18 protein-coding genes are annotated in these 19,588 nt (G+C 48.3%); 3 read left to right on the top strand and 15 right to left on the bottom strand.

Annotated features, from left to right (window positions below; genetic code table 11):
* Window positions 1–119 precede the first annotated feature (119 nt).
* Window positions 120–977 (bottom strand): MurR/RpiR family transcriptional regulator, encoded by an 858-nt coding sequence (locus MUG84_RS21385; protein WP_244728744.1) that lies wholly within the window; start codon window positions 975–977, stop codon window positions 120–122.
* Between the two features lie 460 nt (window positions 978–1,437).
* On the opposite strand from MUG84_RS21385, the gene MUG84_RS21390 reads away from it, so the two are divergent.
* Entirely contained in the window at window positions 1,438–1,686 is a 249-nt protein-coding gene (locus tag MUG84_RS21390) for a hypothetical protein (protein ID WP_244728746.1), read from the top strand.
* A gap of 114 nt (window positions 1,687–1,800) precedes the next feature.
* Here the strand turns inward: MUG84_RS21390 and MUG84_RS21395 are convergent, their stop codons facing one another.
* From MUG84_RS21395 to MUG84_RS21425, 7 genes are all read right to left on the bottom strand, one after another.
* Complete coding sequence (locus MUG84_RS21395; RefSeq protein ID WP_244728748.1) at window positions 1,801–2,763, bottom strand: Gfo/Idh/MocA family protein; 963 nt, start codon at window positions 2,761–2,763, stop codon at window positions 1,801–1,803.
* Window positions 2,764–2,788: 25 nt separating this feature from the next.
* Complete coding sequence (locus MUG84_RS21400; RefSeq protein ID WP_244728750.1) at window positions 2,789–3,619, bottom strand: sugar phosphate isomerase/epimerase family protein; 831 nt, start codon at window positions 3,617–3,619, stop codon at window positions 2,789–2,791.
* A gap of 81 nt (window positions 3,620–3,700) precedes the next feature.
* Window positions 3,701–5,080, bottom strand: coding sequence for an ABC transporter substrate-binding protein (locus MUG84_RS21405; protein ID WP_244728752.1), 1,380 nt, complete (start codon window positions 5,078–5,080; stop codon window positions 3,701–3,703).
* A gap of 82 nt (window positions 5,081–5,162) precedes the next feature.
* The gene (locus MUG84_RS21410; RefSeq protein ID WP_244728754.1) at window positions 5,163–6,029 is read right to left on the bottom strand and encodes a carbohydrate ABC transporter permease; all 867 of its coding nucleotides are present in this window, start codon (window positions 6,027–6,029) and stop codon (window positions 5,163–5,165) included.
* Between the two features lie 56 nt (window positions 6,030–6,085).
* Window positions 6,086–7,018 carry a carbohydrate ABC transporter permease gene (locus tag MUG84_RS21415; protein WP_280521449.1) on the bottom strand — a complete coding sequence of 311 codons (933 nt, stop codon included), beginning with the start codon at window positions 7,016–7,018 and terminating at the stop codon, window positions 6,086–6,088.
* Window positions 7,019–7,450: 432 nt separating this feature from the next.
* A complete protein-coding gene (gene hpaB, locus MUG84_RS21420) occupies window positions 7,451–8,914 on the bottom strand; it encodes a 4-hydroxyphenylacetate 3-monooxygenase, oxygenase component (RefSeq protein ID WP_244728759.1) in 1,464 nt (487 codons plus the stop codon).
* Window positions 8,915–8,999: 85 nt separating this feature from the next.
* On the bottom strand, window positions 9,000–9,410 hold the full coding sequence (locus MUG84_RS21425) for a hypothetical protein (RefSeq protein WP_244728761.1): 411 nt from the start codon (window positions 9,408–9,410) through the stop codon (window positions 9,000–9,002).
* Window positions 9,411–9,547: 137 nt separating this feature from the next.
* Here MUG84_RS21425 and MUG84_RS21430 point away from each other — a divergent pair, with 137 nt between their 5' ends.
* Entirely contained in the window at window positions 9,548–10,411 is an 864-nt protein-coding gene (locus MUG84_RS21430; RefSeq protein WP_244728763.1) for a class I SAM-dependent methyltransferase, read from the top strand.
* Between the two features lie 7 nt (window positions 10,412–10,418).
* On the top strand, window positions 10,419–11,138 hold the full coding sequence (locus MUG84_RS21435) for an RluA family pseudouridine synthase (RefSeq protein ID WP_244728765.1): 720 nt from the start codon (window positions 10,419–10,421) through the stop codon (window positions 11,136–11,138).
* A 96-nt stretch (window positions 11,139–11,234) separates the two neighbouring features.
* Here MUG84_RS21435 and MUG84_RS21440 read toward each other — a convergent pair whose 3' ends face one another.
* From MUG84_RS21440 to parE, 7 genes are all read right to left on the bottom strand, one after another.
* On the bottom strand, window positions 11,235–11,993 hold the full coding sequence (locus tag MUG84_RS21440; RefSeq protein ID WP_425313257.1) for an SAM-dependent methyltransferase: 759 nt from the start codon (window positions 11,991–11,993) through the stop codon (window positions 11,235–11,237).
* A 71-nt stretch (window positions 11,994–12,064) separates the two neighbouring features.
* On the bottom strand, window positions 12,065–12,721 hold the full coding sequence (gene bshB2 / locus MUG84_RS21445; RefSeq protein ID WP_244728767.1) for a bacillithiol biosynthesis deacetylase BshB2: 657 nt from the start codon (window positions 12,719–12,721) through the stop codon (window positions 12,065–12,067).
* Between the two features lie 47 nt (window positions 12,722–12,768).
* Window positions 12,769–13,113 (bottom strand): YojF family protein, encoded by a 345-nt coding sequence (locus MUG84_RS21450; RefSeq protein WP_244728769.1) that lies wholly within the window; start codon window positions 13,111–13,113, stop codon window positions 12,769–12,771.
* Between the two features lie 196 nt (window positions 13,114–13,309).
* Entirely contained in the window at window positions 13,310–14,530 is a 1,221-nt protein-coding gene (locus tag MUG84_RS21455; protein WP_244728772.1) for an MFS transporter, read from the bottom strand.
* Window positions 14,531–14,567: 37 nt separating this feature from the next.
* Window positions 14,568–14,978, bottom strand: coding sequence for a MarR family winged helix-turn-helix transcriptional regulator (locus tag MUG84_RS21460; RefSeq protein WP_244728774.1), 411 nt, complete (start codon window positions 14,976–14,978; stop codon window positions 14,568–14,570).
* Window positions 14,979–15,142: 164 nt separating this feature from the next.
* Window positions 15,143–17,587: a DNA gyrase subunit A gene (gene gyrA / locus MUG84_RS21465; RefSeq protein ID WP_244728776.1), complete on the bottom strand. Its 2,445-nt coding sequence runs from the start codon at window positions 17,585–17,587 to the stop codon at window positions 15,143–15,145.
* A gap of 11 nt (window positions 17,588–17,598) precedes the next feature.
* Entirely contained in the window at window positions 17,599–19,584 is a 1,986-nt protein-coding gene (gene parE / locus MUG84_RS21470) for a DNA topoisomerase IV subunit B (protein WP_244728779.1), read from the bottom strand.
* Between the last annotated feature and the right edge of the window lie 4 nt (window positions 19,585–19,588).

Below are 19,588 nucleotides of genomic sequence, written 5' to 3' on the forward strand. Positions count from 1 at the left end.
TTGGTCAACAGTTTTTGAAATATTATTTTATAATAAAATAAATATTTGTTTTTTATTTTTAGTTTTGCAACAAAAAAAAGACATCGCCAGCCATGCGGCTCCGATGCCTTATCCGTTGTTTAACGATTCTTGCTGGCTATAATGTTATGCGTTTTGGTCAAGTATTTCTTTACGTTCTTGTACTCCGCACTTGCCACTCCGGCAAATAAAATATCAATGACGGTCAACATTGCAATGCGTGAACCCATAGCTCCGCTGCGGATCGTGACCTCCGGCGTCGAGATGTTCAGCACGATATTGGCCTTGTCCGCCAGCTCGCTCTTATTATATTTGGTGATCGCAATGATCGTAGCTCCGGTTTTCTTGACAATCTCCAGAGTCTCGAGGATTTCAGACGTCGCGCCTGAATTGGATATGAAGACAGCCACGTCCCCTTTATCGAGTAAAGTTGCTGCTGTAAGCTGACTATGTCTGTCGGTATACGTGTGGCACATTTTATTGATTCGTGAGAACTTTTGCTCCGCGTCAACACCCACAAGACCTGACGCACCGATGCCAAAGAACACAATCCGGTTGCTCTGACGGAGCACCTGTACTGCACGGTCCACTGCATTTTTATCGATGACACTCAGGGTGTCCTCAATGGATTTAATATTGTTCCTTGACGTGTTAGAAATAATGACGGATAGATCATCTCCAGGTTGAATATCCGTATACGAATCCTTCGGCTCTTCCATCGAACCGAGCGAAGCTGAAATGCTGACGATAAAACTCCGATAGCCCGAATACCCCATCGTTTTGCAAAAACGAAGCACGGACGCGTCGCTGGTCTTGGTGAGCTGCGCCAGATTTTTTATTGAGAGATGGGGAATTTCCTCCAAATTTTGCAGCACATAATCCGCCACCATTTTCTCAACCGGAGTCAAGCTGTCCTTCATTTCCCTAATTTTGATTAAAATATTATCATGAATTGACATATGTATTCCCTACTCATCACAGTTTAGTAGAAACCCATTCCATCATAAGTACATCATATCCGAAAAACAAGAATTAGAGCAATATGATAGAACATTTAACAATTTCATGCATTATAGTGAAATTTAATTTCAAAGCAAAATTATCAATATAAAATTTTAAATCTATTTTATATTACAGGAAAGGAAATTGCAATAAACCTGATATACTGCGTATGCTTGTTTTTGGTAAAGCGCATACAAATGAATGTTTGGTAAAATTTGTTGCGTTCGTTTATTTCCTCCTCTTTGAATTTTGATATTTCTATTGTGCACAAACCTTTCTTATATCATAACCGAAAAACATATCTGGAATCTATCATAAGTATCGCAGCAGTTATAATCGCTAACTGCGGGTATAACTGCCGTTTCCTTTTGTCCAAAGTATTCATATGATGCTTTGTGTCAAGAAAGGGGTGATGAGATGGAAATATATCACAACTGTATGCGATGCATGAACCGTAGAGTCCGCGTTTTGACAAGAGACGGAAGAATTCATGAAGGAACAATCGTAAGAGTGGATCGTGATAACGTGTACTTGGATACAGATCGAAGAGACGGACCTGTAACAATCTCCGCTTATGGACCCTATGGGTACGGGTACGGATTCAGGGGTCGCAACACCATTTTAACATTAAGCCTATTCACGCTGCTCGCGATTGCTTTAATCTGATATCTTGAATCTCCTCGCCATGGGGAGATTTTTTCACTCCAAATCCATATCTTAAGCATCTGATTACAAAAAACGGCAACCCAACTGGGCTGCCGTTCTTCAATAGATTTATGATTAAATAAGAGATACTGCCTGACCTGTTTTGGCGGATTCATTGGCGGCGAGCGTTACCTCTAGCGTCCTGAGCGCCTCGCAGTAAGGAGCCAGGATCAAGCTGCGGTCTCCGGTTTCTACTGCACGGATGAAGGCGTCATCCTGCGCCTGATAGAAATCGCCCTTGCCACGAAGGATCGTCGTCTGCTCGGGCTCCATTATGGTCAAATCCTGGCCTTCGAGGGTCAGCCTGAAATTGCGTCCCATCACTTCCAGCGACGCCCGGCCATCCGGCTGTGGAAAGAATCCGGTATCGATATGTCCGATAGCCCCGGAATCAAATACCAGGTTGACAGAAGCCGCATCCGGTGTTGTTATGCCAGGCACATCACGGCTTAACAGAAGCGCCATGTCTGCGGATACTTTACGTACATCTCCCGCCAGATATATCATCATATCCAGATTATGCGTCGTCTGCTCAACTAGCTGTCCGCCGGACTTGGCATGATCCACCCACCAGACATTCGGCGGAAGCCCTCCGAAGCGGTACGCTCGGATCATGGCAATCTCTTTACCTTCAAGATAACGTTTGGCCCGCTGTACGGACTCCATATATCGCAAGCAGTATCCCGAGCCTGTAATAATCCCCGATTGTTCAAGTACTTTTGCTTTCCTGCGAACCACATCCATATTTAGCCCAAGCGGCTTTTCGACCAGGAGATGTATCCCCCGCTCCGCGGCCTTTTCTTCCATGTCGCCATGGGCAAAAGGCGGGACGCAGAGAAACAGTGCATCCAGCTGCTCCTGATCCAACATGTCGTCATAATTAGTGTAGGCTGTTCCCCCATACCGCTGAGCAGCCAGCTCCGCAGCGCCTGGTGCAACATCACAGATAGCCGTAAGCTCAGCATGTTCATGATGATGAATATGCTTCATGTGCTCAGCTGCAATAATGCCAGCTCCCACAACTCCGATTCTAATCACTGCTAAGTCCCCTTTCGTTTCTCTTCTAGTGCGGATTTTTGCCCATAATAACATCCAGATGTCGGGATGTATCAAAGATCAACTGATCTGGGAAGGTGGCATAAGGCTCGAGCTCTGCGGTCAAGCTATCGCGATATTGGATATCGCTTAAGGCCAAACGGACATTCAACCAATCCACGTCTCCGGACAAGAGCGGTACAAAACCATGGTAATTGCCGACCTGCGTCCGGAAATCCTTCACGTGAATCTTGCGTATGCGGTCTCCGAGTGTACGGATCCAGTGCTCCGGTCTGCCGAAAGCCAAGGTGTTGCCTACATCAAAATAAGCACCGACATGGCTGGATTCAAACTGATCGATATATCGTGCCATTTCGAGCGGACTCCACAGGAATTTGTTCCATACATTTTCAATGGCAATGCTCACGGAGCTGCCATCAATATCATCGATGAGCGGCTGCAAAGCCATCCGTGAACGTTCCCACACGTCCTCATAGGTTACATCCGCTTCGATTCTTCCCGGGACGACAAGAATCGTATCTACCTCGAGCTCCAGTGCCAGCTCGATTTGCTTGCGGATGGACTCCACTCCGAGGCTTCGAATCTCTTTGTCCGGAGAACTCAAGGGATAGAGGCCTAGCATCTCGGTGGACAGGCTGCTGATGGACAGCCCGTAGCTGCGGACAAGTCGCCCTATTGCTTTGGCTTCTTCAGGCGTCGTGTCCATCGTTAATCCAACACCGCCTGAAGCATATAAATTCAGCTCAATGGTCTCAAACCCTGCCGCCGAGCTTGCTCGGAGCACCTTGCCCATAGGAGTTCCAGCCGGAAAGCACCATTGGTTGATTCCCTTTTTCATATTCATCCTCCTTTATTCATCTCTAATGATTCATATGAAATGGATGAGTGCAAAGCCCGCGAGGGTTTTGCACTCTACGTATTACTTTAAGTTCGCAGTCCATTTTTCCGCGCGCTGCTGCAGATCGTCCAGGAACTTCTGGATATCCGGAGCGTTGCCAGTTGCCGCCTTACTGATAAATCCGTTCACCGCTGGTACAATGTCGCTCATATAGAACGGGTTGGCTTCATCCATCAGCTCCGAATGGCCTACTTCCGCAATTTCAAGCGCTTTTTTGACATATTTGTCTTCAGGGAGCACGAAATCAGCCTTTTTCAACGTCGGTGTCTGTGCAAAGTTCTCATACATATATTTTTGTGTCATCGGGCTCGTCAAGAACTTCAGCACTTCCCAGGAGGCTTTGACGTCCTTGGCATTTTTGGCCATGATGAACGGATCAACCGCTACCCAGCCTTCACCCTTCGGGCCCATATTCAATACCGGCTCAAATCGGTCAAGGAGATCTTTGTTTTTCTTGCTCTGATATTCGTTCATCGTTGAACCTCCTGAGGAATCAAGCGCAATGGCTATATTGTTTTTTTCGAGGCCAAAGTTTTCCGCGCCCTGGGCGTTTACAAAACCTGCTGGCGGCAGTTTGGCTGCTTCCTTCAGCCATTCCATGACCTTTACCATTTCTGGCGTGTTCAAATGCCACTTGATGCTTTTTACATCTTTCAGGCTTCCCTCTGCTCCCTTCGCGCCAAATGCCAGCGTCAAAGCAACGAAGGTTGATCCGTTCAGAGAGTTTCCGCTCCAGAAAAGGCCGTAATTGTCCTCGCCAGTTTTCGGATTTTTACCCGACATTTTTTTGGCCTTTTCGAGAATCTCTGCCGGATCAGCTTTAGCGGTTAATGGTTCAACTCCCCAGTCTTCAAAAAGCTTCTTGTCATAGATCGTCATTCTGCGGCCGAGAGCTACCGGAATGCCAAACTGCTTGCTGCCGTCCGGTGATTTGGTGCTGTAGGAATTGTTCATGATGCCGGCCAGATAGATACTTGGATCAAAGCTCTTATCTTCCTTGATAAGATCATCCAGATCACGAAGCAGGCCTTCCTGATACCACTGAGAAGCAAAGGCTCCGCCTGTGTACAGTACATCCGCATCACCTGAGAGCAGCATGGCGGATTGCTTGGCTTTGACGTTCTCCCATGGGATTTGGTACAGCTCCAGCTTGATATTCGGATACATTTTATTAAAGGTTTGATCCAGGTACTCGTTCAGTCCTATCGTCGGATTGCCTGTCTGTGTATTAATACCGTTATCGAGCTGCCAGCCAGCTAAAGCAACCCTAACTGTCCCTTTCATATCGGAAACCTTTTTAATTTCCACTCCACCCGTCACATCCGTATCCGAGCCGCCCGAACAAGCCGCAAGAGACATGACGAGCACACAGGACATGACCAGTAATAATAGCTTTTTCATGAATCCGTTCCTCCTTTTTCATCAAACTTGGGTTACGGTACCTTTGAAGTCTGTCATTCGGCTGATTCATGGCGTAACGCTGCTACTGCTTGATGCCCGATAAAGCAATACTTTCGATAATATAACGCTGTAGAAACATATATACGACGACGACCGGAATCAGGCTTACAGTCGTAGCAGCCATAATAATGGAAGGCTGTTTGTCAATCCCATTGTTGTAGGTGAACATGGCCAAACCGATCTGGATGGTATACTTGGTTGCTTTTTTAAGAATAAGCAGCGGCCACAGCATATCATTCCACACGCCCAGAAACAGCAGGATCACCATCGTGGCGATGATCGGTGTGGACAGCGGCAGGTATACTCTGCTGAACACGGACACTTCCTTGGCTCCATCCAAAATAGCTGCCTCCCGCAGCGTCGTGGGGAGCTGGTCGAAAAAAGCTTTTGCCAGAAAAGTCCCGAAAGCGTAATTAAGAGCAGGAAGATAAAATGCCAAATAGTTGTCAACAAGTCCCAGCTTGCTGAACAGCAGATATTGGGGAATCATGGTCATTTCAAATGGAATCATCATCGTGCTCAGGGCGAGCAGCAGCACAATATTCGCACCCTTGAACCGCAGCTTTGATAACGCGTAACCCGAAAGCAGCGCCGATAAGGAACTGATGATGATGACGCCTGCACTGACCACGATCGAATTCGTAATATAGCGGAACATTTTGATGCTGGTAAATGCCGCTTCGAAGGTTTTGATAGAGGGTTCTTCCGGCCAGAACCTGGGCGGGAAATTAATATGAAGCCGGGCAGCCCAGTCGAAGCTCGTAGCTAGCATCCATAGAAAAGGAACGATCATAACGAACGATCCCACCAAAAGCACGATGGTCAGAATCCATTGATTCAGGGATATCTTCTTGCGCCTTTGCGAAAGCTTGGCGTCCACGGTGTTCATCCTACTGACCTCCTAACTCAGATTGGATCTGCTTAAGCCGCCTATGCCGTACGGGATTAATCAAAGCTGTCCTTGCGCCGGTTTAGCAGCATCAGGAATGCGGTTAGTACAAAAATTATGATGAAGAGCAGATAAGAGGCTGCCGTCGCCATCCCCATCTGTGAAGCCAGGAAGGCGTTGCGGTAAATATAGAGCACCACGGTCATCAGGCTTCCGCCCGGATTTCCCGCCGTTCCTCCGATGAGCCACACGTCGGTAAACCGCTTCATGCCGCCGATCGTACCCATAATGAGCATGAAGACAAATATCGGCCTCAGATATGGAATCGTAATATACAGCCATTTGCGGTATGTCCCTGCTCCGTCTACCTCGGCTGCTTCGTAAAGATCACGCGGAACGCTTTGCAGCCCGGCCAAAAAAATAATCGTATTGTAACCTAGCGCTCCCCACAAGCTCATCAGGACGATACTGTATCTGGAAACCTGCGGGTTGGTGAACCAGCCTACAGGCTCAATGCCGAACAGTCCGATGACAAAATTGAGCAGTCCTTCCTTGGAAGGAAAAAACAAAAATGAGAACAGCAGTGTTGTCGCAACACCTGACACGACATTTGGCAGAAAGAAGACGGCCTTGAAAAAGTTTTTCCCCATGCTCCATTTTAGGTTGTTGATCAGGCTCGCCAAGACAAAAGATAAAACGATTCCAAGCAGCACAGACCATATCCCGATAAAAAACGTATTCGTAAGCGCTTGCCAAAATAACGAATCCGAGAGCACATAATCATAATTGCTGAACCCCACCCATTTTCCACCGACGGAGAGTCCCGTGGTTTGATGAAAGCTCATGATCAGTGCAGCGATCATCGGGTAAATGGCAAATGCCAGCACCCCAATGATCAGAGGCGCACTAAACAGGTACCCCATCCAGTCGTTTTGGGTGAATCGCTTCTTCCGCTTGGCCTTTTTCTCTAGAAATGTATCCGTTTTCATTTTTTCGTTGAATGACACTCCGGTTTCCTCCTTCCGGGTAGCTGCGACGTATTCAGAAGATAACATCAGGAACTGTGAAGCTTTTGATAAATATGTATGTGTACCTGGTTTGATTATGTCCTCTTTTTTATCCACCTGCTCCCTGAGAATAGTTATGTAAAGCGTATTTTCGGGATATCTTCTTGTAATCTAAAAGAAAAAGAGAGCCTAATGGCTCCCCCTTCATGGCTATTGCCTTACTGATTTGGTTTATCGTGGTTTACTGCAAGCGTGATGATCATAACGACAAGTGTTAACAATGCGATCAGCTGATCAATAGTCAACCCGTCCGCCTCCCCTACACTCCAGGATAGCTCTTACGGACGGCTTCTTGCTCCCATGATTGGCCGAATTTCGTTTCCCCACTCTATAACTATTCGAGCCAGCAAGTCTTTATTCCTCTTTCTCCCCCAAAAATGCTTTTACCTTGTCGATGTATGCCCCAAGGTCGCTGTATGAATGATACAGCCTGTTGGTAACAACTGACGTATCCCCGAAGAAAAACCGTTCGTATAAGGTTTGACGGCCGCCAAAGCTGCTGGAACTCAGATCCCATGCGAGCCTGAACAGAGCTGTTTTCGCGGTTGCGCTCACCTCGCTGCCCCGAAGGTATTTATCCAGATCGGGCTTTATTCTACTAGCAAAGTCATGCTCTGACGGAATCATAATAACGCCGCTTGAGCCTAGGATTTGAATCATCTCCATCATTCGAGGATATACCTTCGGAAAAATCACATTAGCCGTCCACAGAGGTCTGCGGTCCGGAAGCATACTCCCGAAACGGTCGAGAGTCGCACCAGCCTCGGAAGCAAGCAGAAGGGATTTCAAAGTCTCCAGGTGAACGATCACCTCGGAAACCTTGTCAATGGTTGCAGGCAGGGAGGACCGGTCCAGCGTTTCCGCCATATAAAGAATAACACCCAGCGTAAACTCCGTTTTCGCAATATATCTGCACAGCACCTGATGAGCACAATGAACATGAAAGCCGCTTTCCGAGAAAAGACGAATGGACAATCGGTCGTTTCCCAGAATAAACACGCGGTCCCAAGGTACCAGAACATTCTCGAAAAGAACCAGCGTATCCATTTCTTCAAAACGCGAACTCAGCGGGTAATCAAATACGGAGTCTCCGGCAACCAGGCTTTCGCGGCAAATCCATCGGATCCCCGGAAGATTGGTGGGAACAGCAAAAGCAAAGGTTCTCGGATTATCTTCTTCTGGAATAAAGGCTGATGCCGGAGGATATACAAGAATTTCATCGGTTGTCACGCCCTGTGTTGCCAATAAAAACGCACCGTCGACAATGATCCCATCCTCGTTTTCCTCAACGATCCGGGCCGCGCAGCTTTGGATGCTTCCATCTTCAAGGAGCTCATCATACCGGCTTGCATGCGGCTGAATAAATGCATGAGACAGCGATATATCATTCTCCCGGCAAAATTCGTAGTACTTCCGCATGTTATCCGCAAACTGAGGTTCTTTCTCACCCAGCAGATCCGCTGCCGCATAAAAAGCCATCAGTCCGGTGTTCATGTAATCTGGTGACCTTCCTAACAATCCATGATGTTTTTCGCCCCAGAGCATCATCATCTGCCTGCGCTTCTTCAGGTCTTCCTTGGTTTTGGGCTGTAAAAAAGATAATCCTACCGGATCACCAGTCGTTGGTGACGCGTAGGTCATACGTTCTTTGTAGTCAGGATGAATCTGCATATCGTACAGCTGCGCCTGCGTAGACATCAGTCCACGAAAAGCAGAATGATCCGAGAGCCTCCCATCGATTTGTTCTCCACGAAACCAAACGCTGGGTTTGGCAAGGTTGATTCGGTCTACGAACTGCTTTCCGTTTTTTGCCGGCACAGGCGAGGCCCCCTTTGATTGAATAGTTATCTTCATCATATTCAGGCTGATGAGGATGAGTAAGGGCCAGATGACTAAATTGATGCTACACTCTCTCCGCGCTTAATTTTTCCTCTGTCGACAAAAAGGCTTGTACTTCATATACAAAAGCTCCGTTATCTGCTACCTTCAACTGAAGAAACCCTTTTCGTCTCATCTCCTCAAGCGTCTCTCCTGACTGTTCCATATTTAATGGCGTATTTAAAGCTACGTCTGCTGCCGTCAGCAGATTTTGCTGCTCCGCCGCTAGTCTCAGGATCTCTTTTTCCATGTGATCATAAGCTTTTTTGCGATAACTCAGGTCGAGCATGATCCCATACCCGATGGGTAATACTGCGAATAGTAATAAACCGAAGAAGTCCCACATGCCATACTTGAACGCTCCGATACCGTATAGCAGGATGCTGAGCACGCCAAAGCCGATTAATATTTTGGAAATCATCCGTCTGCTTTCCACTTCGTCACTCCCCTTTCGCACGTTGCTTCTTTCATCTTACATCTTTACGCATAATCAGGACAAGAAAGTGCATTGTTGCCGCCAAATGTTGTACAATATAAGCTAGTCGAAAAATAGTACAGAAGGATGGATCGTACATGTATGTAGCTCGTGATTGGCAAGACTACGAATTGATCGATACGGGATCAGGCGAAAAGTTGGAGCGCTGGGGAGATGTTATCCTACGCAGACCTGACCCGCAAATTATATGGCCTCTGGAAAAAGACTCTGGAATGTGGCGCGAAGTGCATGGACACTATCACAGAAGCTCATCCGGCGGCGGAGAATGGGACATGAAAAAAAAGCTCCCAGAACGATGGACGATTTCATATGACCAGTTGAAATTCTATATCCGCCCTACCAACTTTAAACATACGGGTCTGTTTCCTGAGCAAGCAGCCAATTGGCGCTGGATGATGGATAAGATCGCAGCAGCCAAACGCCCGATCAAGGTCCTGAATTTGTTCGCATATACCGGGGGAGCTACTGTAGCTGCAGCCTATGCTGGAGCAGAGGTCGTGCATGTCGATGCGGCCAAAGGAATGGTGCAATGGGCCAAAGAAAATCTTCAATTATCCGGAATCGGTGACCGTCCGGTCCGTTTTATCACCGATGATGTATTTAAATTCGTACAGCGCGAACAGCGTAGAGGCAACCTCTATGACGCCATTATCATGGATCCTCCTTCCTATGGACGCGGTCCCGGCGGAGAAATGTGGAAGCTAGAGCAGAGCTTGTATCCATTCGTTGAGAGCTGCATGAGCATTATGTCCGAGCAGCCACTGTTCATGCTCATTAACTCCTATACAACGGGTATTTCACCGACTGTTCTTCATAATATCCTGGCCATGACCGCCGGACGCCGGTTTGGAGGAAGCATTTCCTGCGGTGAGCTCGGACTTCCGATTACGGAATCGGGACTTCATCTGCCGTGCGGAATCTTGGGACGCTGGGAGTCGTAAGCTGAATATGAGTCATGAACATCTTTCCCAAATTCCGATTTTATATGAAGACAACCATCTGTTAGGCATCGTAAAACCGGTCAATATACCGACTCAAGCCGATATTTCCGGAGACCCGGACTTATTGTCCCTGCTGAAGGATGATATCAAAGAGCGCTTCAACAAACCGGGAAATGTGTATCTGGGACTTGTGCACAGATTGGATCGGCCGGTTGGTGGTGCTATGATCTTTGCCAAAACCTCCAAAGCCGCATCCCGTTTATCCGAAACGGTGCGCAGCCGCAGCTTCCGAAAGATTTACGCGGCCGTGGTGCATGGTCAGCTTCCGGCGGCCCGCGGTACATTGAAGGACATGCTCTTGAAAGATCCCAAGACGAATATGGTCTCAGTTGTCAAGAAAGGTACACCCGGAGCCAAGGAAGCTGTGCTCGACTATGAAGTTCTCGGTACAGCCGGCGGCTTCAGCCTCGTCCGAATTGAGCTTCATACCGGTAGGTCCCATCAGATCCGTGTACAGATGAATCAGGCAGGTTGTCCCTTGTACGGTGATCAGAAATACGGAAGCCGAGTGAATAAGCCGGGACAGCAGATCGCTTTATGGTCCGTGATTGTAGGCTTTCCGCATCCGGTAACCAAAGAGGACGTAAAGCTTACGTCCCTTCCTCCTGCTATGCATCCATGGAATTTATGGACGGAATCGGTTATGGACCGTTTGGTCATGGAATAACAGTAGTCCATCTTAATAAACCACAACAAATAAACGAAAGGACCTCAAATCCCACTGCAGGTGGGGATGAGGTCCTTTTTTCCGTATTTTAATAGTTTATTTTTCGGTTTTCCGTAAAACAAGCACATGGTTGGCATTCCTCTGAAAATGGTATGGCACAGCTTGAATGTCAGGTTCCCATCCCTGTATACGTGCGTAACAGATCAGGATGTCAACGTGTTCAGGCTGTCTTCCGCTCTGATCGACGAGTGGGAAAATCCGTACTTCATGCCGGGTCACGCGGAATAGCTCCCGTAAGGTTCGGAGATGAAAATCAGCATCCAGCCTGTCGGCATAGGTGAAGAGAAAATGCGCCGACAAGGTCATATCAAATTGTCCATCTTCAAAGGGAAGCACAGGCAGCGTAACCGGTATGTAGCGTTCCGGATGAAGACGCATATCCCTTGCACAGGTCTCCAAAGCCTTGATCCGCTCTGTCCGCAGTTCCTCCACCGATTGAAACTCGGTCCAAAGATACCTTTTTTTCTCGGTTTCGACATGCTCCATGGCATGAATGATATCGCCAATCCCTTTCCTGTAGAGCATCTCCGTGTCGTGATAATAAACAATATCCGCTGCAATGACGTCAGAGCCATGCTTGTTGGCTCCTGCCGCAAACGAACAGGCGCCCCCAGGACAATCTAGAATTTTGCGCCCGCTCAAGGCCCTTTCATCCAGATTAAACATTCGAATATATTCTTCGAACGTCCTTCCAATGAAAACGATCCGCTCTAATCTGCTGTCGGCATCGTTTTCGGCACGAATCCCATGTCCTTGAATCTGTTCCTGTACTTTCCTGTTCTCTGCTTCGCTCATCTCGTCTCATCTCAACTCGCCTTCCGAATATCTTCCACAAACTGTAAGTCTGTGTGTAGCCGTAAATTATCTTATTCGAAATGATAAGTCCAGAATCTTTCCGTGCTGAAACGGCTTTTGATCTGTTCGTCATTTTCCGAGTAGCTTCCGAGCATGTCTTTCCAGCGGAACTGTGAGCTGTGCGCACGGATGGAGCCATATTTATTAGGGAGGAAATCCCTCACGTCTACCAGCACATCCGGTTTGCCCAATATTTTCTCGCAGCCTTTGGAAAAAGCAACACAGTTGACGACAGGACGCTGTTCTTTCGGCATGGCGGATACCGTCCGAATAACTGCTGCTCCCGTCGCATCGTGGTCCGGATGTACGCTGTATCCCGGATAAAAGGTAATGATCAATGAAGGCTTAACTTCGTCAATCAGATCTCGAAGCATGTCATCCAGCATATTTTGATCCTCAAATTCGATAGTTTTGTCATGCAAGCCCATCAAGCGCACATCCTGTATGCCGATGGAACGGGCGGATTCTGCAAGCTCTCTACGGCGGAGCTCCGGAAGCGTGATCCGGTTAGCCATCAGCGGCTTGCCCATATTGCGGGCCATTTCGCCCAGCGTCAGGCAGGCATAGGTTACTTTTGCACCTTCATGTATTCGTTTAGCCAGCGTTCCGGATGCACCAAACGATTCATCATCCGGATGCGGGAATACCATCAGTATATGATTCTCCATATCCTCTTTCACCCTTTCTCTATTTAAACCCCTTAAGTTTAACCGATTTAGAATGGTTCTTTGCTAAGCTGAAGTGCCACAACAAGCTTTCCTTCACTGTCATGGCCTGCCATAATAAGGCGTTCCGTCTCCGTCTCTTCGATATGAGTCAGTCCCTGCGCATAGATCCAGCCTTGCTCCATTTTGAGTCCCACTCGGTACGGGCCAAAGCCTGCAATGGATCCATGCATATAGCGAACCATTCCGTTTTTGATAAAGGTGGATGCCGTAAACTTGGACTCATCCTCATGCGAGGCATATGCACCGGTTGTCATTTCCAAATGTATATAAAGATCCTGCTCCTGAAGTTTGTCGAGAAGTTCCTGAACCATTCGTGGGTTAATCAGCTGCATCTTAAATCCCTCCGTTTCAATGATGTCTATATAAATCGATTCATACCATAAAACTGCAACATATTTTATTATAATTCAAATCAGAGAGTTTTCACAAACCCGATTTTCGTGTATTTGTTATCGAACATTCGAATAAGCTGGGCCCAGACAGAAAAAAGGCCGCCTTCACGGCCGCCTTTCTTTTCATCACATGCAATTAATCCGTCAATTCTCTGCCCTTTGTCTCTGTTCCAAGAAGCAGTACGCCGATCGCACCGATCAGGATGATAACAAAAAACATCATGAAAATGGTGCTGATCTGAACCTGATGCTGTACCATGTAACCGACCAGAAATGGAGCAATGACTCCCCCGATCCGTCCCACAGAAGTCGCAAGGCCTACGCCCGTGGAGCGTATCGAGGTTGGATACAGCTCCGGTGTATAAGCGTACAGACCGCCCCATGCACCCAGATTGAAGAAGGAGAGGCAGATTCCCGCTGCGATCAGCATACCTGCTGAATCGGCGATACCGAACCATGCTGCGCTTACTGCCGTCAGAACCAGATACGTAATCATCACGAACTTCCGACCGAACTTTTCAATGAAGTACGCAGCCGTAAAATAGCCTGGCAGCTGCGCGATGGTCATAATCAGGACATATTCAAAGCTCTTGATCAGACTGAAGCCCTTCATCGTCATCACGGACGGTAGCCAAAGAAACATGCCGTAATACGAAAATACAACAGAAAACCATAAAATCCAGAGCATCAGCGTCGTGCGGCTATGCTTGCTTGTCCAGATAGAGCTTAATTTGCTTGAAAAAGATATGGAAGCGACCTGATTCTGATTGCTCTTGTACACAGGCGAGTCATCGATCGCACGCCGTAAATACAGCGCATATAGTGCCGGAAGCGCTCCGATCACGAAAGCAATCTGCCAGCCATAGGTCGGGATCAGAAAATACGAAATCAGCGCTGCAACCAGCCAGCCGCCTGCCCAGAAGCTTTCGAGCAGCACCACAGCCCGCCCGCGCTGGCTTGCCGGCATGCTTTCGGAAACAAGCGTGGAAGCGACAGGAAGTTCTCCTCCAAGACCAATACCCGTTATGAAGCGGAGCAGGCAGAGCACCCAAAAACTTGAAGCCAGTGCTGACAATCCGCTAGCCACGGAAAAGATCAGCAAGGTCCATAGAAGTACCTTTTTGCGGCCAAAACGGTCTGCCAAATAACCGGCTGCCGCAGCACCAAATACCATCCCGAGTGAGTTCATACTGGTTAATATGCCAACCTCTTGCGGGGACAGCTTCCAATCCAAGGCCAGAGCCGTCACGATAAAAGAAATAATACCTACGTCCATCGCATCAAATAGCCAGCTAAAGCCGGCGCTGAAAAGCAGTTTTCTTGTTTTCGCATTTTTCAAAAGCGCTGCATCATTCATCAAGTTGTCTTCCTCTACATGTATTCTTTGGCGCTGCTTAAGGCACCACGGTTAGTTTACCTAATAAATATATCAATAATTGCTGATTATGTGCGGAAATACGTGAAAGTATGGTAGCAAGGAATGCGTCCCTGATCTGCAAGCCGCGAATGACCTCCTGCCGTCCTTTGTCCGAAATTGACACCCAGACAATTCGTCGATCATTACCATCGCGATCGCGTGTGATCAATCCGTTCTTCTCCATCCGGTCCAGCAGCATCGTTACGGCAGCCGGGCTAGTCGCCAGCAGAGGTGTCAGCTCAGAAGGCTTCATCCGCTCTTGTTCCTCAAGTACCTCAAGAACAGCAAGCTGGGCTTCTGTAAGCGCGGGAGCCAGTTCATTCTCCATATGTAATTTGTAATCTTTACTCAGTTTAGACCATATTTTCGCAAATTCGGAAGTCTGCACGGAATTTCCTTCCTTTCGTAAGCAATCTTTTACAGGATTAACTTTCGCGCAATTTCGTTCCAATTCCTTCCTCACTCCGAAAAAAATTTGAGAAAAAGGCATCCCCGCCCGGAGTGGGCAAGGATACCTTTAAAGGGTTTCTACACATGGCTTGACAAGGTTCATCAAGATGATTCCGGATGCACCAGCAAAACAGAAATTTCGTCTTTTTTCTCAAGATGCACGAGCAATTTTCCTGTCGATTTGCGATCCGCGATCGGAGCCTGTTCTGAACTGAAAGTATAACTTTGTCCTTCGCTGCTGATCGCAGTAATTTGCAGCGGTTCCCGGCAGTAGAACGCTCCAGCAATCCGGTTTCCGTTTGGTTTTACACGTTTGCCTTCCTTGAATTCGAAGCTCGCGAGGCCCTTGCCTCCACGGCTTTGCGGCTGGTAATCCGCCAGCAGGGAACGCTTGCCGTAACCAAGATCCGTCAGCGTCAGTATTTCGCCTTCATCTTCCTCCACCCATAACGCTGAGACGACCTCGTCTCCTTCCCGAAGCTGAATCCCCTTCACACCTGCGGACACACGGCCCATGGCATTGACGTCACTTTCCCTGAAACGGATGCTCATGCCGTCTTTGCTGACCAGCAGGATATCCTTGATTCCATCGCTGAGCGTGACCGATATAATCTCGTCGTCGGCGCCAACCTTGCAGGCCGCCACCGCACTCGAGCGGTTCGTCATATATTCCTTGAGCTCCGTCCGTTTGACCTGCCCTTTTTTCGTGACAAAAACAAGCGACTGATTCGGTTCATCAAAATTGCTCACCGGAATCACGCCGGCAATGATGTCTTCCTTGGAAAGGTGAATGACATTGACGATCGCCGTGCCTGGATCCTTCCATTTGAATTCCGGTATCTGGTGAACCGGCAGCAGGAAGTATTGACCCTTTTGCGTGAAGATCAGCAAATTATCCAGTGTATTGATCTCCAGAATTTTGGAGGTAAAGTCGCCTTCCTTGACGCCTGAACCGCCGCGCTCTCCGCCGGATCTTGTAAAGGAAAGCATGCTTGTCCGCTTGATGTAGCCTTCTTGCGATAAGGTCACCAGCACATCCTCGGAGCTGACCATGACTTCCAAATTGACCTTGATCTCCTCTACTTCGCCCTGGATGGAGCATCTACGGTCAATGCCGTATTTATCGCGGATTTCCAGCAGTTCTTTGCGGATCAATGCAATCAGCTTTTTGTCGCTATCCAAGATGGCACGGTAGGTATCGATTCTCTTCAAAAGCTCTTCGAGCTCTTTCTGTAGTGTCGTAATCTCCAGATTCGTTAAGCGGTACAACTGGAGGGTCAAAATGGAATCCGCCTGCCGCTCGGTGAATCCGAACATCCACATAAGGTTGTTCTGCGCATCCTGGCGGTTCTTCGAGGCTTTGATCGCCGCGATAACCTCATCGAGGATATTCAGGGCTTTAACGAGTCCTTCCAGCACGTGAGCACGGTCCTCGGCCTTCTCCAGATCATAGCGGGTGCGGTTACTGACCACTTCACGCTGATGCTCGATATAAGCCTCCAGCATAGCTTTGAGCCCCAGTTGCTGAGGAGCCTTATTCACAATAGAGACCATGTTGAAGTTATAGGTCACCTGAAGATCTGTCTTTTTCAGCAAATAAGCCAAAATCCCCTGCGCATCGGCTTCCTTTTTAATCTCAACGACGATTCGAAGGCCATCACGTCCGCTCTCGTCGCGGACCTCAGCGATCCCCTCGATTTTTTTCTCCAGACGGATGTTTTCCATCTGCGTAACGAGCCGGGATTTAACCACCTGATAAGGTATTTCCGTTACTACGATTTGCTGTTTGCCGCCGCGTAAAAACTCAATATCAGCTTTGGAACGCAGATAAATGCGTCCTTTTCCTGTACGGTAGGCTTCCTTGATTCCCTCTTCGCCCATGATCAGGCCGCCTGTCGGGAAATCGGGGCCTTTGATGAAGGTCATGATCTCCTCAAGTTCAATTTCCGGTTTTTGCATGATCGCTACGCAGGCATCGATGACCTCACGCAGGTTATGCGGCGGAATCTCCGTGGCAAAGCCTGCCGAAATCCCGCTGACGCCATTGACCAGAAGGTTGGGATAACGGGATGGAAGTACAACTGGCTCCTTCGCGGTATTATCGAAGTTGTCTTTAAACTGAACCGTACGTTTATCAATATCTCGCAGCATTTCCAAAGCGATTGGCGACAGTCTAGCTTCGGTATAACGCATCGCTGCAGGCGGATCATCATCAATCGAACCCCAGTTGCCATGACCATCGACAAGCACATGTCCCATTTTCCACGGCTGAGCCATTCTGACCATACCGTCATAGATGGAAGTATCCCCGTGCGGATGGTAATTACCCATGACATCGCCGACCGTTTTCGCAGATTTGCGATAGCCTTTATCCGGCATATTACCCGACTCATACATGGCGTACAGAATACGGCGCTGTACCGGCTTGAGTCCATCCCGGACATCCGGAATCGCGCGGTCCTGAATAATATATTTGGAATACCGGCCGAAGCGGTCGCCAACCACCTCTTCCAGAAAAGCCGGCATAAACTGTTCTGATAAACTCATGAATTCACCTTCTATTCCTCGAGCTCTCTAAAGTCAACATTTTCCACGATCCAGCGCTTGCGCGGGTCGATTTTATCGCCCATTAGCGTGGATACCCGGCGTTCCGCTTTGGCCGCATCTTCAATCTGAACCTGCAGCAGCGTGCGCGTTTCCGGATTCATGGTTGTCTCCCACAGCTGATCAGGATTCATTTCGCCGAGACCTTTGTAACGCTGCAGTTCGTAATTTTTGCCGAATTCCTTGAGATAGTTTTGGAGCTGCTCGTCATTGTAAGCATAACGTACCGTCTCAAGCTTGCCCGACTTGCGCGTGATCTTGTATAAAGGCGGTTGGGCGATATATACTCTGCCTTCGTCAATCAGCGGCTTCATGTACCGGTAAAAGAATGTCAGAAGTAGAACTTGAATATGCGCTCCGTCCGTATCGGCATCCGTCATAATTATGATTTTGGAGTAATTGCTGTCTTCGATTTCAAACTCGGTTCCGATTCCCGCGCCAATCGCGTTAATGATGATGCGGTATTCTTCATTTTTCATAATATCGGCGAGCTTCGCTTTCTCCGGATTCAGTGGCTTCCCTTTCAGAGGAAGAATAGCCTGAATCTTGGAGTCACGGCCCTGCTTGGCCGAACCGCCGGCGGAGTTCCCTTCGACAACAAACAGCTCAGTACGGGTGAAATCCTTGGACTGGGCTGGACTAAGCTTCCCTCCGAGGCTCGTACCTTCACTACGCTTCTTGCCGCTGCGCATATCGTCGCGGGCTTTACGAGCCACTTCGCGCGCTTTGGAGGCTTGAATTGCTTTTTTGATCAGAGTCTGTGCTATCTGCGGATTCTCCTCAAGGAACGTCTGCATCTTCTCGGTAACGATGGCATCCACCGTACTGCGGGCAGATGCGCTTCCCAGCTGATCCTTCGTCTGACCGACAAACTCAACTTCAGCCATTTTGACGCTGATGACTGCCATCATGCCTTCGCGGAGGTCATTGCCCTCAAGGTTCTTGTCCTTTTCTTTAAGCATGTTGTTCTTGCGGGCATAATCATTCATGATGCGAGTGTATGCCGTCTTAAAACCAGTTTCATGCGTACCCCCGCCACGAGTCGGGATCGAGTTCACGAAAGAAGCAAGTGTTTCAGTATAGCCTGCGTTATATTGCAGCGCCACCTCAATCTCCACTTCATCCTTCTCGCCGTAAAAATGGATGACATCATGGAGAACATCCTTGCCATCATTCAAAAACGCGACGAATTGGCTGGCTCCGCCCTCATAATAAAATTCATCCGAATTACCTGAACGCTCATCTTTCAGCACGATGCGTAGTCCGGAGTTCAAAAAGGCGATTTCCTGCAAACGCTCTGCTAGCGTATCATAATTAAACTGGATGCCACCATGAAAAACGCGGATGTCAGGCTTGAAGGTCACCTTCGTTCCCGTTTTGTTGGTATTCCCCAGAACCTCAAGTCCCGTAACTGGCTCGCCAACATGTTCCTTGCCGTTTTTATCCTGCCAGTATTCGAAGCGTTGGCGGTGAATTTTACCGTCGCGGTAAATTTCGACCTCCAGCCATTCCGAAAGCGCGTTCGTTACCGAAGCACCAACACCATGCAGACCGCCGGATTTCTTGTATCCTCCACCGCCGAACTTGCCTCCGGCATGAAGGATCGTGTACACGACCTGTGGTGTCGGTATTCCTGTCTTATGCATTCCTGTCGGAATGCCTCGTCCATTATCAACGACGGTAATTGAACCGTCTTTGTGTAAAGTAAGATCAATTCTCGTGCAGTATTTGGCCAAGTGCTCATCGACGGCATTATCCACGATTTCCCATACCAGATGGTGAAGCCCTGATGAACTGGTGCTGCCAATATACATGCCTGGCCGTTTACGAACCGCAACCAGGCCTTCGAGCACTTGAATGTCGTCAGCATCGTATCCAGTGTGGCCGTTATTGCCGCCGCCCTGTGATGACTCTGCAAACATATCGATCTGCTCGACCATTCAT

It is taken from the genome of Paenibacillus mangrovi (genome assembly GCF_022898935.1).
GTDB lineage: Bacteria > Bacillota > Bacilli > Paenibacillales > Paenibacillaceae > Paenibacillus_AQ > Paenibacillus_AQ mangrovi.